A 17,157-nucleotide genomic window follows, 5' to 3' on the forward strand; every position below is an offset into this window, starting at 1 on the left:
CACCGGGGGGGGGGGGGGGGGGGGGGGGGGGGGGGGGGTGAAACAAAAACAGGCCCCCCCCCCCCCCCCCCCCCGGACCCCCCTCCACCGCACCCACAGCCCCGCGCAGCGGACCCGGCCCGCCGCGTGGGGGTACCTCCCACGCCCTTCAGGCAGTGGGGGAGCAACGGCGGGGGCACCGCGCAGCGGGCACCAAACGGCGGGCAACCACCATGGCGGGACAGCCGAAAGCGTGGGAAGTCAGCGATCCGGCAGCTGAATAACCGGAAAGCTCCCCGTATTGGTAGGAGCGTTCTCCGGAAGCCAGAGAACGGACACCGCCCCCGTCGACCCGTCCGTCAGCTCCTCCGCGTTGCGGAACGTCAGGCGGGCCCCCAGCACCCGGGCCTGGCCCGCCGCGATCGTCAGCCCCAGCCCGTGCCCGCGGCCCGCCCGGTCGCTGCTGCCCGTACGGAAACGGCTCGGGCCCTCCCGCAACAGCGCCTCGGGGAAACCCGGACCGTGGTCGCGCACCCGCAGCACCCGGCCCTCGACGGTGACCTCGATCGGCGGGCGGCCGTGCCGGGCCGCATTGGCGATGAGATTGCCGAGGATCCGCTCCAGCCGACGCGGATCGGTGGTGACATCGGCGTCCCGTACGACGTTGACGACGATGTCCGGGTCCAGGGCCCGCACCCGGCGGGCCACGAACTCCCCGAGCACCACGTCCTGAAGCTCGGCGCGCTCCGCATGACCGTCCAGCCGCGCCACCTCCAGCACATCCTCGACCAGGGTGCGCAGCGCCTGGGCCCGGTCGCGCACCAGCTCGGACGGGCGGCCCGGCGGCAGCAGTTCGGCGGCGGTCAGCAGACCGGTGACCGGGGTGCGCAGCTCATGCGCGATATCGGCGGTGACCCGCCGCTCGGCCTCGATCCGTTCCTGCAGGGCGTCCGACATGGCATCCACGGCCCACGCCAGATCATCGGTCTCGTCCCGCACCCGGCCGATGCCGACCTCGTCGCGGATACGGACCGAGGTGTCGCCGTCGGCGAGCTTGCCGGCCGCCGCGGCCGCCTTGCGCAGGCGCTGGGAGAGCCGCCCGCCGACCAGCACACCCAGCGCACAGCCGCCGACCACCACCGCGGTCGAGCCGATCACCAGCGCCTGGTCCAGATCGTCCAGGACGGCGAAGCGGTCCGGGAAACTGTCGTGGATGGACAGCACCCGGCCGTTGCTGAGCGGGGAGGCCGCCCACACCTCGGGGGCGGTCTGCCCGGTGTCCTGGAGATAGGTGGCGCGCTTGTTCTTGGCGACCTCGTCACGCAGCGGCCGCGGCAGCGACGGATCATCGATCTTCGCGCCGAACTGCAGCCGGTTGGTGGACTCGAAGATCTTCTGCGTGAAGTTGAGCCGCTCGATCTGCACATCCCGGCTGTTGTCGAGCATGGAATGCCGGGCGGCGTTGTGCACGACAAGGCTCAGCGCGATCGCGACCAGTGCTCCGACGAGCGCGATCGCGGCGCTGAGCTTCCATCTCAGCCCCGTCCGCAGGGCCAGCCTGACCACCGGAGGTGTCAGCCTCTCAGCTTGTATCCGAAGCCGCGGACCGTCTCGATCCGGTCCTGGCCGATCTTGCCGCGCAACCGCTGGACATGGACGTCCACCACCCGGGTGTCACCACCCCAGCCGTAGTCCCAGACCCGCTCCAGCAGCCGGTCCCGCGACAGGACCGTACCCGGCGCGTTCGAGAACTCCAGCAGCAGCCGCATCTCGGTGGGCGTCAGCGCGACATTCCGGCCGCCCTTGCGCACCTCCATGCCCTCGGTGTCGACCTCCAGATCACCGAACCGCAGCACGGCCTCGGCGGGATCGTCCGCCTCGGCCGCCGCGGCACCGCCCCGCTCCGGCCCGCTGGCGTGACCGAAGCGGCGCAGCACGGCACGGATCCGGGCGACCAGCACCGCACCGTCGAACGGCTTGGTGACATAGTCGTCGGCGCCGGCCTCCAGACCGAGCACCACATCGATGGAATCGGCACGCGCCGACAGCATGATGACGGGAACCGTCGACTCGTCGCGGATCCGCCGGCACAGGCTGACGCCGTCGAGCCCCGGCACCATCACATCGAGCAGGGCGATGTCCGGACGGTTGGCACGGAACGCCTCCAGCCCCGCGAGCCCGTCGGGCATCGCGGTGACCACGAAGCCGTCCCGCTCCAGAGCGAGCTGAGTGGCCTCGCGGATGACGTCATCGTCCTCGACGAAGAGCACATGGGTCTCGGCCATGCGGTTGTCTCAACCCTCCGATCCCGTGCCGTCGTCCGGCGTGGCGCCGTCGACGGTGGTCTTGCTGTAGTCGGTGTGATAGCCGTGGTCCTCGACGAAGCGGCCACCCGACCAGCGGTAGGGCATCACGTCCTCACCCGAAGGGCAGCACACCTTGTCGCCGGTGTCATAGGTCTGCTTGGAGACCTCCAGCTCGCCCTTGTTGACCCCGGCGGAGACCGACGGCTGTTCGTTCGTGTACACGTTGTCATACCCGAGCTTCGTGCCGCTGTGCTTGCGGTAGACGTACGAGCCGATCCCGACGGAATCCGCGCAGGTCATGACGTTGACGATGACATCGGGGGACTTGCCGCCGGTCAGCGACGCATAGGTCACCTCGACCGGGTACTCGTCGGCGGCGCACGGCTTGGCCAGGGACTTCTTCACGAACGCGCCGACCTTGGGGTCGTCCTTCAGCAGCTGGACCGCGTCGACCTTCTTGTAGTCCGCGGTCGAGGACGGGCTGGGAGAACTGCTCACCGGGCCCTTGGGGGGCACCGGGGTGCTGGTCGCGGAGCCCTCGCTGCGCACACCCTCGCCCCCCGGATTGCATCCGGCCAGCAAAAGGCCGACGGCGGCCACTCCTGCCGTGGCCGCGCCGCCTCTGGTCAACCCGATCCTGGTCAACCTGTACCTGGACAATCCGCTCCCGCTCACCGTGCTGCTCGCACAGCCGCTGATCCCGCTGCTGTTCCTGAAGTGATTGTCGCGCGTCGAGCCCGGAGCCGTAAGGCGCCCGTCGTTCTGCCCGTTTTCACCGGTAAGGATAGTTTTCGTGTGGTAACTGGTGTGATGTCGTGCGTCGTGCCGTGTCCCGCGTGCCGTGCGTCGCCCGTCAGGCCGCGCACCGCTCCCGCTCCCGCTCGCCGCGCTCCAACATCCGGGCATCGATGTCGCGCATCTGAAGCTCCTGACGCAGCCGCGCCAGCGCACGGTGCAGCGTGCTCTTGACGGTACCCGTCGACATCCCGAGCGCCGCCGCGGTCTCCTCCGTGCTCATCTGCTCCCAGTGTCGCAGCACCACCACGCTGCGCTGCTTCGGAGCGAGCACCCCCAGGATGTCCATCAGCAGGGCACGGTCCGCGCGCTGCTCGGTGCCGTCGTCCACGCTCGCGTCAGGGAGCTGCTCGGTGGGCACCTCCTCCAGCTTGCGCGCCCGCCACCACTCCGTCCGGGTGTTGATCATGACGCGGCGGAGGTAGGCGTCGGCCAGCGACTTGTCCGCGATGCCGTCCCAGCGGCCATAGGTGCGGACCAGAGCGGTCTGCAACAGATCCTGAGCGTCCACCGGATCGGGCACGAGGCGCCGGGCGCTCCGCAGCAGGGCCTCCTGCCGCGTACGAACGTACTCTTCGAAGTCCAGTACCTTGCCGCCGCTGGTCGCCATCTCGACGCCTCCGATCCGCTTTCGTTCCCCACGTTGACCGTGCCGGCAGTCATCTCCAGCACGAGGAAGACGCTACGGAGGGGGTGTTGCGACGTAATGTGCGTCGGCCCCACAACGAGTGCACGGAAAACCCTCGGTTGTGTAACAGCGCGCCAGGGGTCCTACTTCGGACGGACGGCAGGCCCGCGCACGTCATACTCCGGGGGGAGAAGCACCCCCGCCGCAAGACCTACCGGCCGTGACGCGACGGCAACCGCGCCCGGCGAGGGCCTTCTTCAGGCCGTATCGCGGCACCTTTCGGTCATGCGGCCCTAAATGTGTTACCGCGTCAGACGGTCGGCCGTCACGCCGGGAGGCGCGGCCGCCTGAGCGGCCGCGCCTCCTTTTGGTGTGAGGGTGTGGTGGGTGTGGGTGGGGCTGGGGGATGGCGGCCGCGGCCCTGTGCGTGTGGCCGGTGCTGGGGACGGCCGCGTTCTTGGGGGAGGGCAGCCGCGGTCGCGCACGTGTGACGGCCGCGGTCCTGTGGGGTGACAGCCGTGCTCTGGCGCACATGGTGGCCGGGCTTCTGCGCGTATGGCAGGCGTAGCCCGGCCTGAGCGACGGCCGGGCTCCTGTGCGTATGGCAGCCGTAGTCCGGCCTGGGTGACGGCCGGGCTACGTCAGTGGCAGCCGGTACCGGCCTCCGGCCAGCGGCTCGACCAGACCGTCCGAGACCAGCCCGTCCAACGCCCGCGCACGCTGCACCGGCTCGTCCCACACCGCGTCCAGCACCTGCTGCGGCACCGGCGCGACCGCCTCGCGCAGCACGGCCAGCAGCTTGCCGCGCACCTGCCGGTCGGTACCGGCATAGGTCTGCGTACGACGCGGCGGACCGTCGTGCGCCGGCGACCCGGCCTGCCGCCACGCGCACTGCGCCGCGATCGGACAACGGTGACACTCCGGCGTACGCGCCGTGCACAGCAGCGCACCCAGCTCCATCGTGGCCGCCGCCCAGCGCGCCGCGAGCTGCTCGTCCTCGGGCAGCAGCGCACGGGCGAGCTTGCGTTCCGCCGCGGTGGTGGCGTTCGGCGGGAACTGGCGGCCGGCCACCGCGCGGGCGAACACCCGGCGCACATTGGTGTCCAGCACCGCGTGCCGCTGCCCGTACGCGAAGGACGCGACCGCCGCGGCCGTGTACTCGCCGACGCCGGGCAGCGCCAGCAACTGGCCGTGCTCACGCGGCACGTCGCCGCCGTGCCGCTCCTGTATCGCGGAGGCGGCGGCGTGCAGCCGCAGCGCGCGGCGCGGATAGCCGAGCCGGCCCCAGGCCCGGACCGCCTCGCCCGGCGCCTCGGCGGCCAGGTCGGCGGGGCGCGGCCAGCGGGCCAGCCACTGCTCGTACACCGGCAGCACTCTGCTGACCGGGGTCTGCTGCAACATGAACTCGCTCACCATCACACCCCAGGCGCCCGCTTCGGGGCGGCGCCAGGGCAGATCGCGGGCGTGCTCGTCGAACCAGTCGGTGACCGGGCCGTGCAGCGCGGTCCCGTCGGCGGCTTCCGCGGCCGCGTCGGCGGCAGAAGCGGTCTCGGCGGCGGCGGTCGTGGCAGTGGTGGTGACAGGCGTCGAAGTCATGGCATGCCGATCCTGGCACGTCCGGCCTCGCCCAGGAAACGCACCGGGCCCGCCCCGCCGCACGCCCACCCACACGCAGGACGGCCAACCACTCACGGACGGGGGCTACTGGGGGGTAGGGAGGGGTGGGGCGGGGCATGGGGGGAGGGTGGTGAGCGGCGAGCGGCGAGCGGTAAGCGGTGGGCGAATCGGTCGGCGGTCGGCGCTCTGCGTTCAGGGGCCGGGGGTCGGTGGCCCGGCGGCGGGCGGGGAGAGGGCGTGCGATGCGGGGGACCGGCGCGTCGCCTCAACCGCAACACCCCGCCAGGAACTCGCTACTCTCCGTAATCGTTGCTGGAATAGAAGGAGGCGGCAAGCGAGGCCAAGGAGACAACGAGCGAGGATGCGGGCATGGCGGAGATGAGTGGAGCGGGCGGCACGGACGGTACGGGGACGGGCGGGGCGGACGGCGCGGGCGCGACGGCCGGGCCGGTCTGCCCGGAGGTGATCCGGCGAGCGCTGGCCGCGCATACGACGATGACGCTCGCGTATGTGGACGAGGAAGGGCCGCAGGCCTGCGCGGTGCTGTACGCGACCGGGGCGGCCGAGGCGGTTGAGGGGACTGCCACCGCCGACGCGGCCAAGACACCCGGCGCGATCGACGAGGCCTTCGCAACCGACGAGGCCGGCGCAACCGACGGCGTCGACGAGGCCGATGAGTCGGGCGTGTCCGGCGCGTCCGGCGTGTCGGGGGTGGAGGCCGGCGGGGCGGCCGGCGTGACGGGCGGCCTGGAGGCTGGTGCCGGGCCCGTGCTGTATTTCGTCACCGCGACCACGACGCGGCACGGCCGGGCCCTTGCGGAGCCCGGCGCGCGGGTCGCGTTCACGGCTCAGCGGGACGGGCAGGAGTGGGGCGGCCTGACGGGGCTTCAGGGGCGGGGGCGCTGCCGTCCGCTGACCGGCGCCGAGCGGGCGGCCGGCTGGCAGGTGTATGTCGAGCGCTTTCCGTTCGTCGCGACGAGTGACCGGCTGCGTGCCGCCCTGGAGCGGACGACGCTCTGGGAGCTGCGCCCCGACTGGCTGCGGCTGATCGACAACAGTCAGGGCTTCGGCCACAAGGAGGAGTGGTCGCGGGGCTGAGCATGATCAACGGCCGTATGGACGGGTCCGGTTGTGCCGCTGCTGGCGATCGGCCGGGGCGCAGCTGACAGTGAGGCCGGAGTGGAGTAGCCGGAGCGGACCGGAGTGGAGTGGATCGAGAGCTGGTGGCGCCCGCGCCGACGGCGGCGGTTGTCGAGGAGTTGCTGGGCCATCAGGCACCGTTGGGACGGAAACGCGGGTCGGGGGGCGGCTTCCGACCGGCTTCTGGCCGGTTCCGGGCCGATCATGGGAAAAGTTGCAGCCGGAAGCGGCGGGTACTGGCCGGTGTGGGTGCCGATCTCTCGTAGAGTTTCCGCGTGGGATCACTGCGCAATCCGATCGGGCCGCTTCCCTCCTCCATCTACTGGCGGCGGAGGGCCGTTGCGCTGGCCATCGTCGTCCTGCTCGCCCTCCTGGTGGTGTGGGCCGTCAACTGGGGCGGGGATGCCGGAAAGAGCGGTGATGAGGGCAAGGGATCGCACGGCCAGGGACCCGCGACGTCCATCACGCCTGGACCTTCCGCCAGCGGGCCGGTGAATGACCAAAAGCCGGGCGGGCGCGATGAGTCGGGTGACGACGGGGGCTCGGGCTCCGGTTCCGGTGGGTCGGGCGCCGCGGGGGGCGGCAGTGGTAGTTCCGGCGGCAGTGGAGGATCCGGTGGTTCCGGTTCCGGGAGTGGGCCGATCGGTCAGGGCTCCGGCAAGAACGCCGTCGCGGCCGGTTCCTCGCTCCCCAACTGTGTTACCGGTAAGGCCGAGTTGGATCTTCGTAGCGTCAAGCACTCCTACGCGCCCGGTACCCGGCCGAAGTTCGAGCTGACGATCGAGAATGCGGCCGGGGCGGCCTGCAAGGTGGATCTCGGGCAGAAGGCCGCGGTGCTCACCATCAGCGACGCGGCGGGCGACGAACGGGTCTGGGCCTCGAACGACTGCCCGTCGGGCACCGCCCCCGCGCTGTTGCAGGTGCCGGCCAAGGGGTCCGTGCAGCGCACCATCGAGTGGGACCGCCGGGCCAGCGGCCCGCAGTGTGCCACGCCGAGTTCGGCCAAGGTGCCCGCCGGCAAGTATGAGATCGAGGCGAAGGTGCCGGGGCTGGAGGCGGCCCGTACGACGTTCGTCCTGGCTGAGGGCTGACACGGCGGAGGGCTGACACGGCTCAGGGATGACACGGCTGAGGCCGTCGCCTGAGGGCCGAAGCCGCCGCCTGATGCCCAGAGCTGAGCCCAGAGCTGAGCTCGGAGCTGAGCCTGGAGCTGAGGCTGCGAATCGAGCCCGACGACCGGCACCGGCCGGAGCCGACCACCACTACTGACCGGCTCCGATCCGCGCCGACCAGAGCCGAACGCCCGGCCGCCCCAAGCACGGAAGCGCCCCCGGCACCGGCTGGGCCGACCACTACCGACCGGCTCCGACCTGCGCCAATCAGAGCCGAACGCCCGGCCGCCCCAACCACGGAAGCGCCCCCGGCACCGGCTGGGCTGACCACTACCGACCGGCTTCGACCGCGCCAACCAGAGTCGAATACCCGGCCGCCCCCAAGCGCCAAGTACGGAAGCGTCCCCTCCCCTTGTTCTGCTCAGAGGGATTCTGCTGAGAGCGTGCGGTGCTGGTCGCGGGTGGTGGCGTGCGGCACAGTCGCCGCTATGAAGCTACTGATGCTGGGTGGTACGGAGTTCGTGGGGCGGGCGGTTGCCGAGGCGGCGTTGGCGCGGGGGTGGGAGGTGACGGTGTTCCACCGGGGGAAGCATGCGCCGCCGGAGGGGGCGAGGGCGCTGCACGGCGATCGTGGGAGTGCGGCGGGGCTCGCCACCCTGGAGGAGGGTGAGTGGGACGCCGTCGTCGACACCTGGAGCGGTGCCCCGTCGGCGGTGCGGGACACGGCGCGGCTGCTGGCCGGGCGGGTCGGGAGGTATGCGTATGTCTCCAGCGGCTCGGTGTACACCTTTCCGCCCACGCCGCCGTTCGACGAGCACGCCCCGGTGGTGGCGGGCTCCCCCGACGCCACGGACGCCGAGGACTATGCGCAGGCCAAGCGGGGCGGTGAGCTGGCCGCGGCCGAGGGGTTCGGGGACCGGGCGCTGCTGCTGCGTGCGGGGCTGATCCTCGGGCCGTACGAGAACATCGGGCGGCTGCCGTGGTGGCTGACCCGGATCGCCCGTGGTGGCCCGGTTCTTGCGCCGGGGCCACGGGAGTTGGCGCTCCAGTACATCGACGTCCGGGATCTCGCCGTATGGACGGTCGACGCGCTGGAGGCCGGGCGCGGCGGTGCGTACAACCTGGTGAGCGAGGTCGGGCACGCCACGATGGGGGAGTTCCTGGAGAGTTGTGTGTCGGTCACGGGCGCGGACGCGGAGCTGCGCTGGACCGCCCCGGAGGAGGTTCTCGCCGCCGGTATCGCGCCATGGATCGAGCTGCCGGTCTGGCTGGCGCCCGGCGAGCCGGATGCTGCGATCTACGGTTCCGATGTGTCCAAGGCTCTGGCGGCGGGGCTGCGTTGCCGTCCCGTGGGTGAGACGGTCGCCGACACCTGGGACTGGCTCCAGCGCATCGGCGGGGTGGCGCCGCAGCGGTCGGACCGACCGGTGGTGGGGCTGCCGGAGGAGAAGGAGGCCACGGTCCTGCGGGGGTGAGGGCCGCGTCCTGTGGGGGTGAGGGTCGCGCCCTGCGGGGGTGAGTTTTCGCGGTTTCTCCACGAGACGAGGTCCCGCGGTCCCCGCGAGGCCCGGAAACGCGGCCAATGGACCGGGAAGGGCCGGGACATGAGCACGGGGGAGACTCGGCCCTTCCCGGTGTCACCATGCTCGTTCGCCGGGGTGCCGGCGCCCAGGGCCGAACAGCCCCCTCGCCGGGCCGAAAAGCCCCTACGGGGAGGGGATGTTCGGCGGTGCGGCCCCCGGGTCGGGGTGGCCGGCCGGTGCGGTCCCCGGGTGGCGTGGCCGGGGGGATGCGGCCCCCGGTCGGGGTGGCCGGCCGGTGCGGTCCCCGGTTGGGGTGGCCGGGGGACGCGGTCTCCGGTCGCGGTGGCCGGGGGATGCGGTTTCCGGACGGGGCGGTCGGGCTGCTCGCGTACGCTGCTGAGCAGGGACGGGGTTCGGGGCAGTGGGGGGCAGTGCGGTCATGTCCGAGGCGAAGCGGGCCGTGCCGGAGGCGCGTTGGGCGCAGCTGCGTGCGCCGGAGGACCGGATGCGCAGTCTGCTCGACGCGGTGATGGGCCTGGGGCGGGGGCTGGAGTTGCCGCAGGTGCTCGGGGGGATCGTGGAGGCGGCGGTCGACCTCACCGACGCGGAGTACGGCGCGCTGGGTGTGGTCGGTGACGGGCAGCGGCTCTCGCAGTTCCTGCCGGTGGGGATGTCCGAGGAGCTCATCGCGTCGATCGGCCCGTTACCGTGCGGCCGGGGCATTCTCGGTGAGCTCATCCGCCGTCCCGAGCCGCTGCGGCTCAACGATCTGTCCCGCCATCCGCGCAGTTACGGTTTTCCCGCGCACCATCCGCCGATGCGGACGTTCCTCGGGGTGCCGGTCCGGGTGCGTGACGAGGTGTTCGGCAATCTCTACCTCACCGAGAAGCGGGGCGGCGTCTCGTTCGACGCCGATGACGAGGCGGTGGTGACCACGCTGTCGATCGCGGCGGGGGTGGCCATCGACAACGCCCGGATGTATCACGAGAGCCGTCGCCGGGAGCGCCGGCTGGAGGCGCTGGGCGAGATCACCAGGAGTCTGCTGTCCGGTACGGAGGCGGACCAGGTGCTGCGGCTGATCGCCGAGCGGGCCATGGAGGTGGCCGGCGCCGACTGTGCGGCGGTGCTGCTGCCGGTGCCGTCGGCCCCGGACCGGCTGGCGGTGGCGGTGGCGCACGGCGCGGGCGCCGGCCGTATCGCGGGGCTGACGGTGCCGGCCGAGGGGTCGCTGCCCGGGACGGCGGCGCGTACGGGGCGGCCGGTGGTCAGCGCCGATGTGCGGAGCGATCCACGGGCGCATCCGCTGGGGGCGGGTACCGGGGCGGACGAGGAGTACGGTCCGGCGGTCGCGGTGCCGCTCCAGGTCGACATCGGGTGCGGGGCGCTGCGGCTGTGCCGGCTGGCGGGCCGGCCGGCCTTCGACGAGACCGACGCGAAGCTGATTTCGGGCTTCGCCGATCAGGCCGTGATCGCCCTGGAACTCGGCCGGCGGCGGGCCGAGTCGGAGGAGCTGGCGGTCTTCCACGACCGGGACCGCATCGCCCGGGACCTGCATGATCTGGCCATTCAGCGGCTATTCGCCACCGGGATCACGCTGCAGAGCGCGACCCGGCTGATCGACCGGCCCGAGGCGGCCGAGCGGGTCGGGCGGGCGGTCGATGACCTGGACACCACCATCAAGATCATTAGGTCCACCATCTTCGAACTGCGCACGGCCGGGGACGGCGCTGACGGTGCGGGTCTGCGCCGCGGGCTCACCGACGCCGTGCGGACGGCGGCGCGCACGCTGGGCTTCACCCCGTCGCTGCGGATCGACGGCCCGGCGGACACCAACGTCCCCGAAGAACTGGCCGGGCACCTGCTGGCGGTGACCGCGGAGGCCCTCAGCAACGCCGCCCGGCACGCCCGCGCCCGACGTCTCGATGTCGCCCTGACGGTGGCGGACGAGGTGACGCTGACGGTGGTGGACGACGGGGTGGGGGTGGGCGCCGCGCGGCATACGGGGGGCCTGGCCAATATGCGGGCGCGGGCCGAGCTGTACGGGGGCCGGCTGACGGTCGAGTCCCCGGAGGCGGGCGGTACCCGGATCGTGTGGCGGGTTCCGCTGCCGGGCTGAGCCCCGTCGGGCATCGGGGCGGACCCGGTGGGGCGGACGGCGGCGCTCAGCCCCGCTGTTCCCGGACGCGCTCGGCGACCATCGCCGCCTGGACGCGGCGGCCCACGCCCAGCTTGGCGAGGATGGCCGAGACGCGGTTCTTGACGGTCTTCTCCGCGAGGAACAGCCGGTCGGCGATCTCCCGGTTGGTCAGTCCCTCGCCGATCAGCTCCAGTACCTGCCGTTCCCGGGGCGAGAGCTGGTCCAGCTCCGACGGCGGTGCCTCGGGCGTCTCGTGGGGGCCGCGCAGCCGCGCCATCACCCGGGACGCGGTGCGCGGGTCCAGCATGGATTCGCCCGCCGCCACCGTGCGCACCGCGTGGACCAGGCCGGATCCGTTGATCTGCTTGAGGACGTAGCCGGCGGCCCCCGCCATGATGGCGTCGAAGAGCGCTTCGTCGTCGTCGAACGAGGTCAGCATCAGGCAGGCCAGCTCCGGCATCCGGGCGCGTAACTCCCGGCACACCTCGATGCCTTCGTGGTCGCCGCCGGGGCCGTCGCCGCCGCCGAGGCGGACGTCGAGCACCGCCACCTGCGGGCGGACGGCCGGTACCCGGGCGAGGGCCTGCCGGCGGTCGCCCGCCTCGCCCACGACCGCGATGTCCTCCTCCGCTTCGAGGAGGTCCCGCACCCCGCGCCGGACCACCTCGTGGTCGTCGAGGATGAAGACGCGCAGCGGCGCGGCGGGTGCGGGATGCAGATTCATTCGGTGCTCGCTTGGTCGCCCGGTGGTGCGGGATGCGGTCCGTTGTGGGGACTCTCAGTATGGGTGGCCCTAGTGGGCGTGCCGTGCCCGGTACGGCCCCCGGGGTCGAGCATCGCGGGCTGCGCGGCGGGGCGAAAGGGCCGAACGGCCCTGGGGAGCAGGGCCGATGGGGCACCTCGGCCCGCTGCCATACTGGCGCCCCTTTCCGGACCGCGGCATCCCCGGTATCCCGCCGCCCGGTCCCTCGTCGCAGCCAGGAGGTCCGCTCATGCATGCCTTTACGGGCACCGTCGGCCACGAGTACCACGCACTGCTGGCCCGGCACGACGCGATGCGGCTGCGGCGCCGGATGCTGGGCCAGGACCGTGCGCCGGAGCCGGACTTGGCGTCGGCGGTGCCCTATGACGGCGCCGCCGACCAGCGGCTGATCGTGCGGCACCTGCCGCTGGTGACGCCGTTCGACGAGTTGATCGGCCTTCTCTACGACGAGATGTTCGCGCGGTGGCCGTCCCTGCGGCGGCTGTTCCCCGCGTCGATGGAGTTCCAGCGGTCCCATCTCGCCCGCGCCTTCCGCTACTTGATCGAGAACCTGGACCGCCCGGACGAGGTGGCCGCGTTCTTCACCCGGCTCGGCCGGGACCACCGCAAACTCGGGGTGCGGCCGGTGCACTACGAGACGTTCGAGGCGGCCTTGTGCGTGGCGTTGCGGAAGTCCGCGGGGCCGGGCTGGAGCGAGGCGGCGGAGCAGGCGTGGGTGCGGATGCTGCGGTTCGCCGTGGCGGCCATGGTCGACGGCGCGGAGGCCACTCTGGCCGAACCGGCGTACTGGCGGGGCACGGTGGTCGGCCATGAGCTGCGCCGCCCGGACCTCGCGGTGCTGCGGGTGCGGACCGACGAGCCGTATCCGTACCGGGCCGGCCAGTACGCCGCCGTCGAGTCCCCGCTGCTGCCGCAGGCCTGGCGGCAGTACTCCCTCGCCTGCGCCCCGCGGCCGGTGCGCGAGCTGGAGTTCCATGTGCGGCAGACCGGCGCCGGAGGGGTCAGTGAGGCGCTGGTGGCGCACACCCGGGTCGGGGACGCCCTGCGTCTGGGGCCCGCCCAGGGGACGATGACGCTGGACGACGACCCCTCGCGCGAGCTGCTGATGGTGGCGGGCGGCACGGGCTGGGCCCCGGTCAAGGCGCTGCTGGAGGAGCTGGCCGGGCGCCGGGGCGGCGGTGGTGGGCCCGCCCGGCCGGCGGTGCGGGAGCCGCGCGGGGTGCGGCTGTTCCTGGGCGCCCGCAGCCGCGATGAGCTGTATGACGCGCGGGTGCTGTCCCGTTGGGCGGAGCGCCATCGGTGGCTGCATGTGGTGCCGGTGCTCGACGAGGGCGCCGGAGGGGGCGGCCGCGGCCCGGTGGCGGAGGCGGTGGCCCGCCGTGGTGACTGGTCCGGGCATCTCGCCTTCGTCAGCGGGCCGCCCGCGATGGTCGGCGCGACCGTGGCGCGGCTGACCGCGGCCGGACTGCCCGCCGAGCGGGTCCGGTACGACCCGGTCCTCGACTCCCCGGCCGCCTGATCCCGCGCCGCCCGGGGGCCGAACGGCCCCTGGTGCGCGGTGCTCGCCGGCTTTCTACTGGGCATGTCAGCGCGTGGGAGGACGAGAGGGAGGACATGGTGAACTACATGGCGTCCCGGCCGGGTACCGGAGTGACCCGGGCGGGCGGGGCCGGGACCGCGGGGCCCCGGCGCAGCATCCCGCTGCACCGTGCGGAGGCGCTGCGGCTCCTCGGCAGTGTGTCGCTGGGCCGGATCGTCTTCACCCAGGACGCGCTGCCGGCCATCCGCCCGGTCAACCATCTGCTGGACCGGGGCGAGATCATCATCCGGACGCAGGAGGGCGCGGCGATCGCCACGGTGACCCGGCAGGCCGAGACCGAGGGCGTCGTCGTCGCCTACGAGGCGGACACCATCGACCCGGTGACGCACGTCGGCTGGAGCGTGGTGGTCACCGGTTACTGCCGGCCCGTCACCGATCCGCGCGACCTGGCGTACTACGGGGAGCTGCTGCACCCCTGGACGGAAGGGCAGCGGGAACACGCCCTGCGCATCCGCCCCGACCTCGTCACGGGCCTCCGGCTCACCGCCACGCTCCCCGCACCTGCCACCGGGTCCCGCCCCTGACCGGACGAGCCCTGAGGCGTCTCGTCCGGCTCACCGGCGGCACCACCCCATCGCGGCGTACGGCGAGCGGCGGCGACCAGGGCGTGCCCCCTTGGACGTACTGCATGGACGTACTACTTGGACGTACCGCTCAGAGGTGCCGCTCAGACGTACCGCTCCAGGATCGACGACTCCGCCAGCCGCGACAGGCCCTCGCGGACCGAGCGGGCGCGGGCCTCGCCGACGCCGTCGACCGTCTGGAGGTCGTCGACGCTGGCCGCGAGCAGCTTCTGGAGGCCGCCGAAGTGGTCGACGAGGCGGTCGATGACCGTGCCGGGCAGCCGGGGGACCTTCGCCAGCAGGCGGAAGCCGCGCGGCGAGACCGCGGAGTCCAGCGTCTCGGGGGCGCCGCTGTAGCCCAGGGCGCGGGCCACGATGGGGAGTTCGAGGAGTTCGGTGTGGCTGAGGGCGTCCAGTTCGGCGAGCGCCTCGGCGACCGTACGGGACCGCTTGGCGGTCGGCTCGGGGACATAGTCGCGGACGACCAGCTCCCGCTCGGGCTCCACGCCGGCGATCAGCTCCTCCAGCTGGAGGGCGAGCAGCCGGCCGTCCGTGCCGAGCTCGACGACGTACTCGGCGATCTCGGTGGCGATCCGGCGGACCATTTCCAGGCGCTGGGCGACCGCGGTGACATCGCGGACCGTCACCAAGTCCTCGATCTCCAGGGCGGAGAGGGTGCCGGCGACCTCGTCCAGGCGGAGCTTGTAGCGCTCCAGCGTCGCCAGCGCCTGGTTGGCGCGGGAGAGGATCGCCGCCGACTCCTCCAGGACGCGGCGCTCCCCGTCGACATAGAGGGCGATCAGGCGCATCGACTGGCTGACGGAGACGACCGGGAAGCCGGCCTGGATGGAGACGCGCTGCGCGGTGCGGTGGCGGGTGCCGGTCTCCTCCGTCGGGATGGAGGCGTCCGGTACCAGCTGGACCCCGGCCCGCATGATCTTGGTGATGTCCTTGTCGAGGACCAGGGCGCCGTCGAGCTTGCACAGCTCGCGCAGCCGGGTCGCGGTGAACTCCACATCGAGGACGAAGCCGCCGGTACACATGGACTCGACGGTCTTGTCGAAGCCGAGGACGATCAGCCCGCCGGTGTTGCCGCGGAGGATGCGCTCCAGGCCGTCGCGCAGGGCGGTACCGGGCGCGACGGCGCTCAGCGAGGCGCGCATCAGGCTCTCGGTGCCGGAGCTTCCACCGGACCTGCCGGAAGTCGATGCCCGGTCGTTGGCTGCCACTGCACTCCTCCGTCACAAGGTCTGTCGGTCCGCAGGCCGCCCGGCCCATGCTGTGGTTGACGTACCAGCGGAGCGTACGTGGCCGACAGGCAATTCTGCGGTGACGGGCGAGACCAGGGCAAAGTCTACCGGCGTGCGCCCTCTTCCTGTGGGGCCTCCCGGCGCACCCGCTTGGGCAGCACGCTGAGCGCCTGTCCGACGTCGGCGACCTCCAGGACCCGCATCCCGTCGGGGATCTTGCCGGGGTCGGTGGGGACGAGGGCGTGGGTGAAGCCGAGGCGGGCCGCCTCGGACAGCCGGCGCTGGACGCCGGTGACCCTTCTGACCTCGCCCGCGAGGCCCACTTCGCCGATGGCGACGAGGTTCTTCGGCAGCGGGGTGTCACTGGCCGCGCTGGCCAGGGCGAGGGCCACGGCGAGGTCCGCGGCGGGCTCGGTCAGCTTCACGCCGCCGACCGTCGCGCTGTAGATGTCGCGTTTGCCCAGGGCGCTGATCCGGCCGCGCTGTTCCAGGACGGCGAGCATCATCGAGACGCGGGAGGTCTCCAGGCCGGAGGTGGTGCGCCGGGGGGAGGGGATCTGGGAGTCGACGGTCAGCGCCTGGACCTCGGCGACCAGGGGGCGGCGGCCCTCCAGGGTCACGGTCAGGCAGGTGCCGGGCACCGGCTCGGCGCGGCGGGTCAGGAAGAGGCCGGAGGGGTCGGCGAGGCCGGTGATGCCTTCGTCGTGCAGTTCGAAGCAGCCGACCTCGTCGGTGGTGCCGTAGCGGTTCTTGACGCCGCGGACCAGGCGCAGCCGGGCGTGCCGGTCGCCCTCGAAGTGCAGGACGACATCGACGAGATGCTCCAGGAGGCGCGGTCCGGCGATGGCGCCGTCCTTGGTGACATGGCCCACCAGGAGGGTGGCCATCCCGCGTTCCTTGGAGGCCCGGATCAGTGCGCCGGCGACCTCGCGGACCTGGGCCATCCCGCCGGGCGCCCCTTCGATCTCGGGGGAGGCGACGGTCTGCACCGAGTCGAGGATCAGCAGCGACGGCTTGACGGTGTCGAGGTGGCCGAGCACCGCGGACAGGTCCGTCTCGGCGGCCAGATACAGATGGTCGTCGAGGGCGCCGATGCGGTCGGCGCGCAGCCGTACCTGGCTCGCGGATTCCTCGCCGGTGACATACAGCGTGCGGTGGGCATCGGAGGCGGCCTTGGCGGCGACGTCCAGCAGCAGGGTGGATTTGCCCACGCCGGGCTCGCCGGCCAGCAGCGCGACGGCGCCGGGGACCAGCCCGCCGCCGAGGACGCGGTCCAGCTCGGGTACGCCCGTCGAGCGGGCGGTGGCCTGCTTGCCGTCGACCTGGCCGATGGGCAGGGCGGCGGTGGTGACCCGGCCGGGCGCGGTCGTGCGCACCGCGGGGGCGCCGCCGAACTCCTCGACCGTGCCCCACGCCTGGCACTCGGGACAGCGGCCGAGCCATTTGGCGGTGGTCCAGCCGCATTCGGTGCAGCGGTAGGAGGGACGCTCCTTGCCCGACGATTTACGCGTTGCCATGGGGTCACCGTAGCGGCGGGGTCCGACAACGCCGCCGGGAGCCGGCTCTCGCGGAGCGGAGGCCCCGGCGCGGAGCCTCTCGGGAGGGGGCGCCGCCGTCGGCAGTTGCGCCGACCGAGTGGCGCATACGGAGCGCACCGCCCGTGTAAAGAGCCATTCGTGTCCCCTTTTGAGGGAGATGGTCACCCGTAAGGGTTAAAAGTGTCCAACGCGAGCGAGCGGGGCTG

The 17,157-nt window shown here is 72.7% G+C and carries 14 protein-coding genes; 6 read left to right on the forward strand and 8 right to left on the reverse strand.

Features of this window, described 5'->3' with window-relative positions; all coding sequences use genetic code 11:
* Positions 1-240 precede the first annotated feature (240 nt).
* The 5 genes from cseC to ACZ4XD_RS09845 all read right to left on the reverse strand — a co-directional run bounded on the left by cseC (position 241) and on the right by ACZ4XD_RS09845 (position 5,304).
* The gene (gene cseC, locus ACZ4XD_RS09825) at positions 241-1,545 is read right to left on the reverse strand and encodes a two-component system sensor histidine kinase CseC (protein ID WP_468040007.1); all 1,305 of its coding nucleotides are present in this window, start codon (positions 1,543-1,545) and stop codon (positions 241-243) included.
* Positions 1,546-1,553: 8 nt separating this feature from the next.
* The gene (cseB, locus tag ACZ4XD_RS09830; protein WP_042150225.1) at positions 1,554-2,264 is read right to left on the reverse strand and encodes a two-component system response regulator CseB; all 711 of its coding nucleotides are present in this window, start codon (positions 2,262-2,264) and stop codon (positions 1,554-1,556) included.
* 9 nt (positions 2,265-2,273) lie between these two features.
* The gene (locus tag ACZ4XD_RS09835) at positions 2,274-2,885 is read right to left on the reverse strand and encodes a hypothetical protein (protein ID WP_468040009.1); all 612 of its coding nucleotides are present in this window, start codon (positions 2,883-2,885) and stop codon (positions 2,274-2,276) included.
* Between the two features lie 253 nt (positions 2,886-3,138).
* A complete protein-coding gene (locus ACZ4XD_RS09840; RefSeq protein ID WP_037743322.1) occupies positions 3,139-3,690 on the reverse strand; it encodes a SigE family RNA polymerase sigma factor in 552 nt (183 codons plus the stop codon).
* A 654-nt stretch (positions 3,691-4,344) separates the two neighbouring features.
* Positions 4,345-5,304, reverse strand: coding sequence for an HhH-GPD family protein (locus tag ACZ4XD_RS09845; protein WP_468040012.1), 960 nt, complete (start codon positions 5,302-5,304; stop codon positions 4,345-4,347).
* A gap of 390 nt (positions 5,305-5,694) precedes the next feature.
* Between ACZ4XD_RS09845 and ACZ4XD_RS09850 the strand changes: the two genes are divergently transcribed.
* The 4 genes from ACZ4XD_RS09850 (at position 5,695) to ACZ4XD_RS09865 (ending at position 11,216) form a co-directional block, all read left to right on the forward strand.
* The gene (locus ACZ4XD_RS09850) at positions 5,695-6,423 is read left to right on the forward strand and encodes a pyridoxamine 5'-phosphate oxidase (protein ID WP_468040014.1); all 729 of its coding nucleotides are present in this window, start codon (positions 5,695-5,697) and stop codon (positions 6,421-6,423) included.
* A gap of 317 nt (positions 6,424-6,740) precedes the next feature.
* The gene (locus tag ACZ4XD_RS09855; protein WP_468040016.1) at positions 6,741-7,556 is read left to right on the forward strand and encodes a hypothetical protein; all 816 of its coding nucleotides are present in this window, start codon (positions 6,741-6,743) and stop codon (positions 7,554-7,556) included.
* 509 nt (positions 7,557-8,065) lie between these two features.
* Entirely contained in the window at positions 8,066-9,052 is a 987-nt protein-coding gene (locus ACZ4XD_RS09860) for an NAD-dependent epimerase/dehydratase family protein (RefSeq protein ID WP_468040018.1), read from the forward strand.
* A gap of 553 nt (positions 9,053-9,605) precedes the next feature.
* Positions 9,606-11,216 carry a sensor histidine kinase gene (locus ACZ4XD_RS09865; protein WP_468040103.1) on the forward strand — a complete coding sequence of 537 codons (1,611 nt, stop codon included), beginning with the start codon at positions 9,606-9,608 and terminating at the stop codon, positions 11,214-11,216.
* Between the two features lie 46 nt (positions 11,217-11,262).
* On the opposite strand, the gene ACZ4XD_RS09870 is transcribed toward ACZ4XD_RS09865, so the two are convergent.
* Positions 11,263-11,961: a response regulator gene (locus ACZ4XD_RS09870; RefSeq protein ID WP_468040021.1), complete on the reverse strand. Its 699-nt coding sequence runs from the start codon at positions 11,959-11,961 to the stop codon at positions 11,263-11,265.
* Between the two features lie 268 nt (positions 11,962-12,229).
* Between ACZ4XD_RS09870 and ACZ4XD_RS09875 the strand changes: the two genes are divergently transcribed.
* Both ACZ4XD_RS09875 and ACZ4XD_RS09880 read left to right on the forward strand, forming a co-directional pair.
* Positions 12,230-13,519, forward strand: coding sequence for a globin domain-containing protein (locus tag ACZ4XD_RS09875; protein ID WP_468040025.1), 1,290 nt, complete (start codon positions 12,230-12,232; stop codon positions 13,517-13,519).
* A 107-nt stretch (positions 13,520-13,626) separates the two neighbouring features.
* Entirely contained in the window at positions 13,627-14,124 is a 498-nt protein-coding gene (locus tag ACZ4XD_RS09880; protein WP_468040106.1) for a pyridoxamine 5'-phosphate oxidase family protein, read from the forward strand.
* Between the two features lie 143 nt (positions 14,125-14,267).
* Here the strand turns inward: ACZ4XD_RS09880 and disA are convergent, their stop codons facing one another.
* Together disA and radA are read right to left on the reverse strand one after the other, a co-directional pair.
* Positions 14,268-15,392 carry a DNA integrity scanning diadenylate cyclase DisA gene (disA, locus tag ACZ4XD_RS09885; RefSeq protein WP_387249374.1) on the reverse strand — a complete coding sequence of 375 codons (1,125 nt, stop codon included), beginning with the start codon at positions 15,390-15,392 and terminating at the stop codon, positions 14,268-14,270.
* Between the two features lie 125 nt (positions 15,393-15,517).
* Positions 15,518-16,930 (reverse strand): DNA repair protein RadA, encoded by a 1,413-nt coding sequence (gene radA, locus ACZ4XD_RS09890; protein ID WP_468040028.1) that lies wholly within the window; start codon positions 16,928-16,930, stop codon positions 15,518-15,520.
* Positions 16,931-17,157 lie beyond the last annotated feature (227 nt).

It is taken from the genome of Streptomyces sp. NPDC029466 (genome assembly GCF_055574515.1).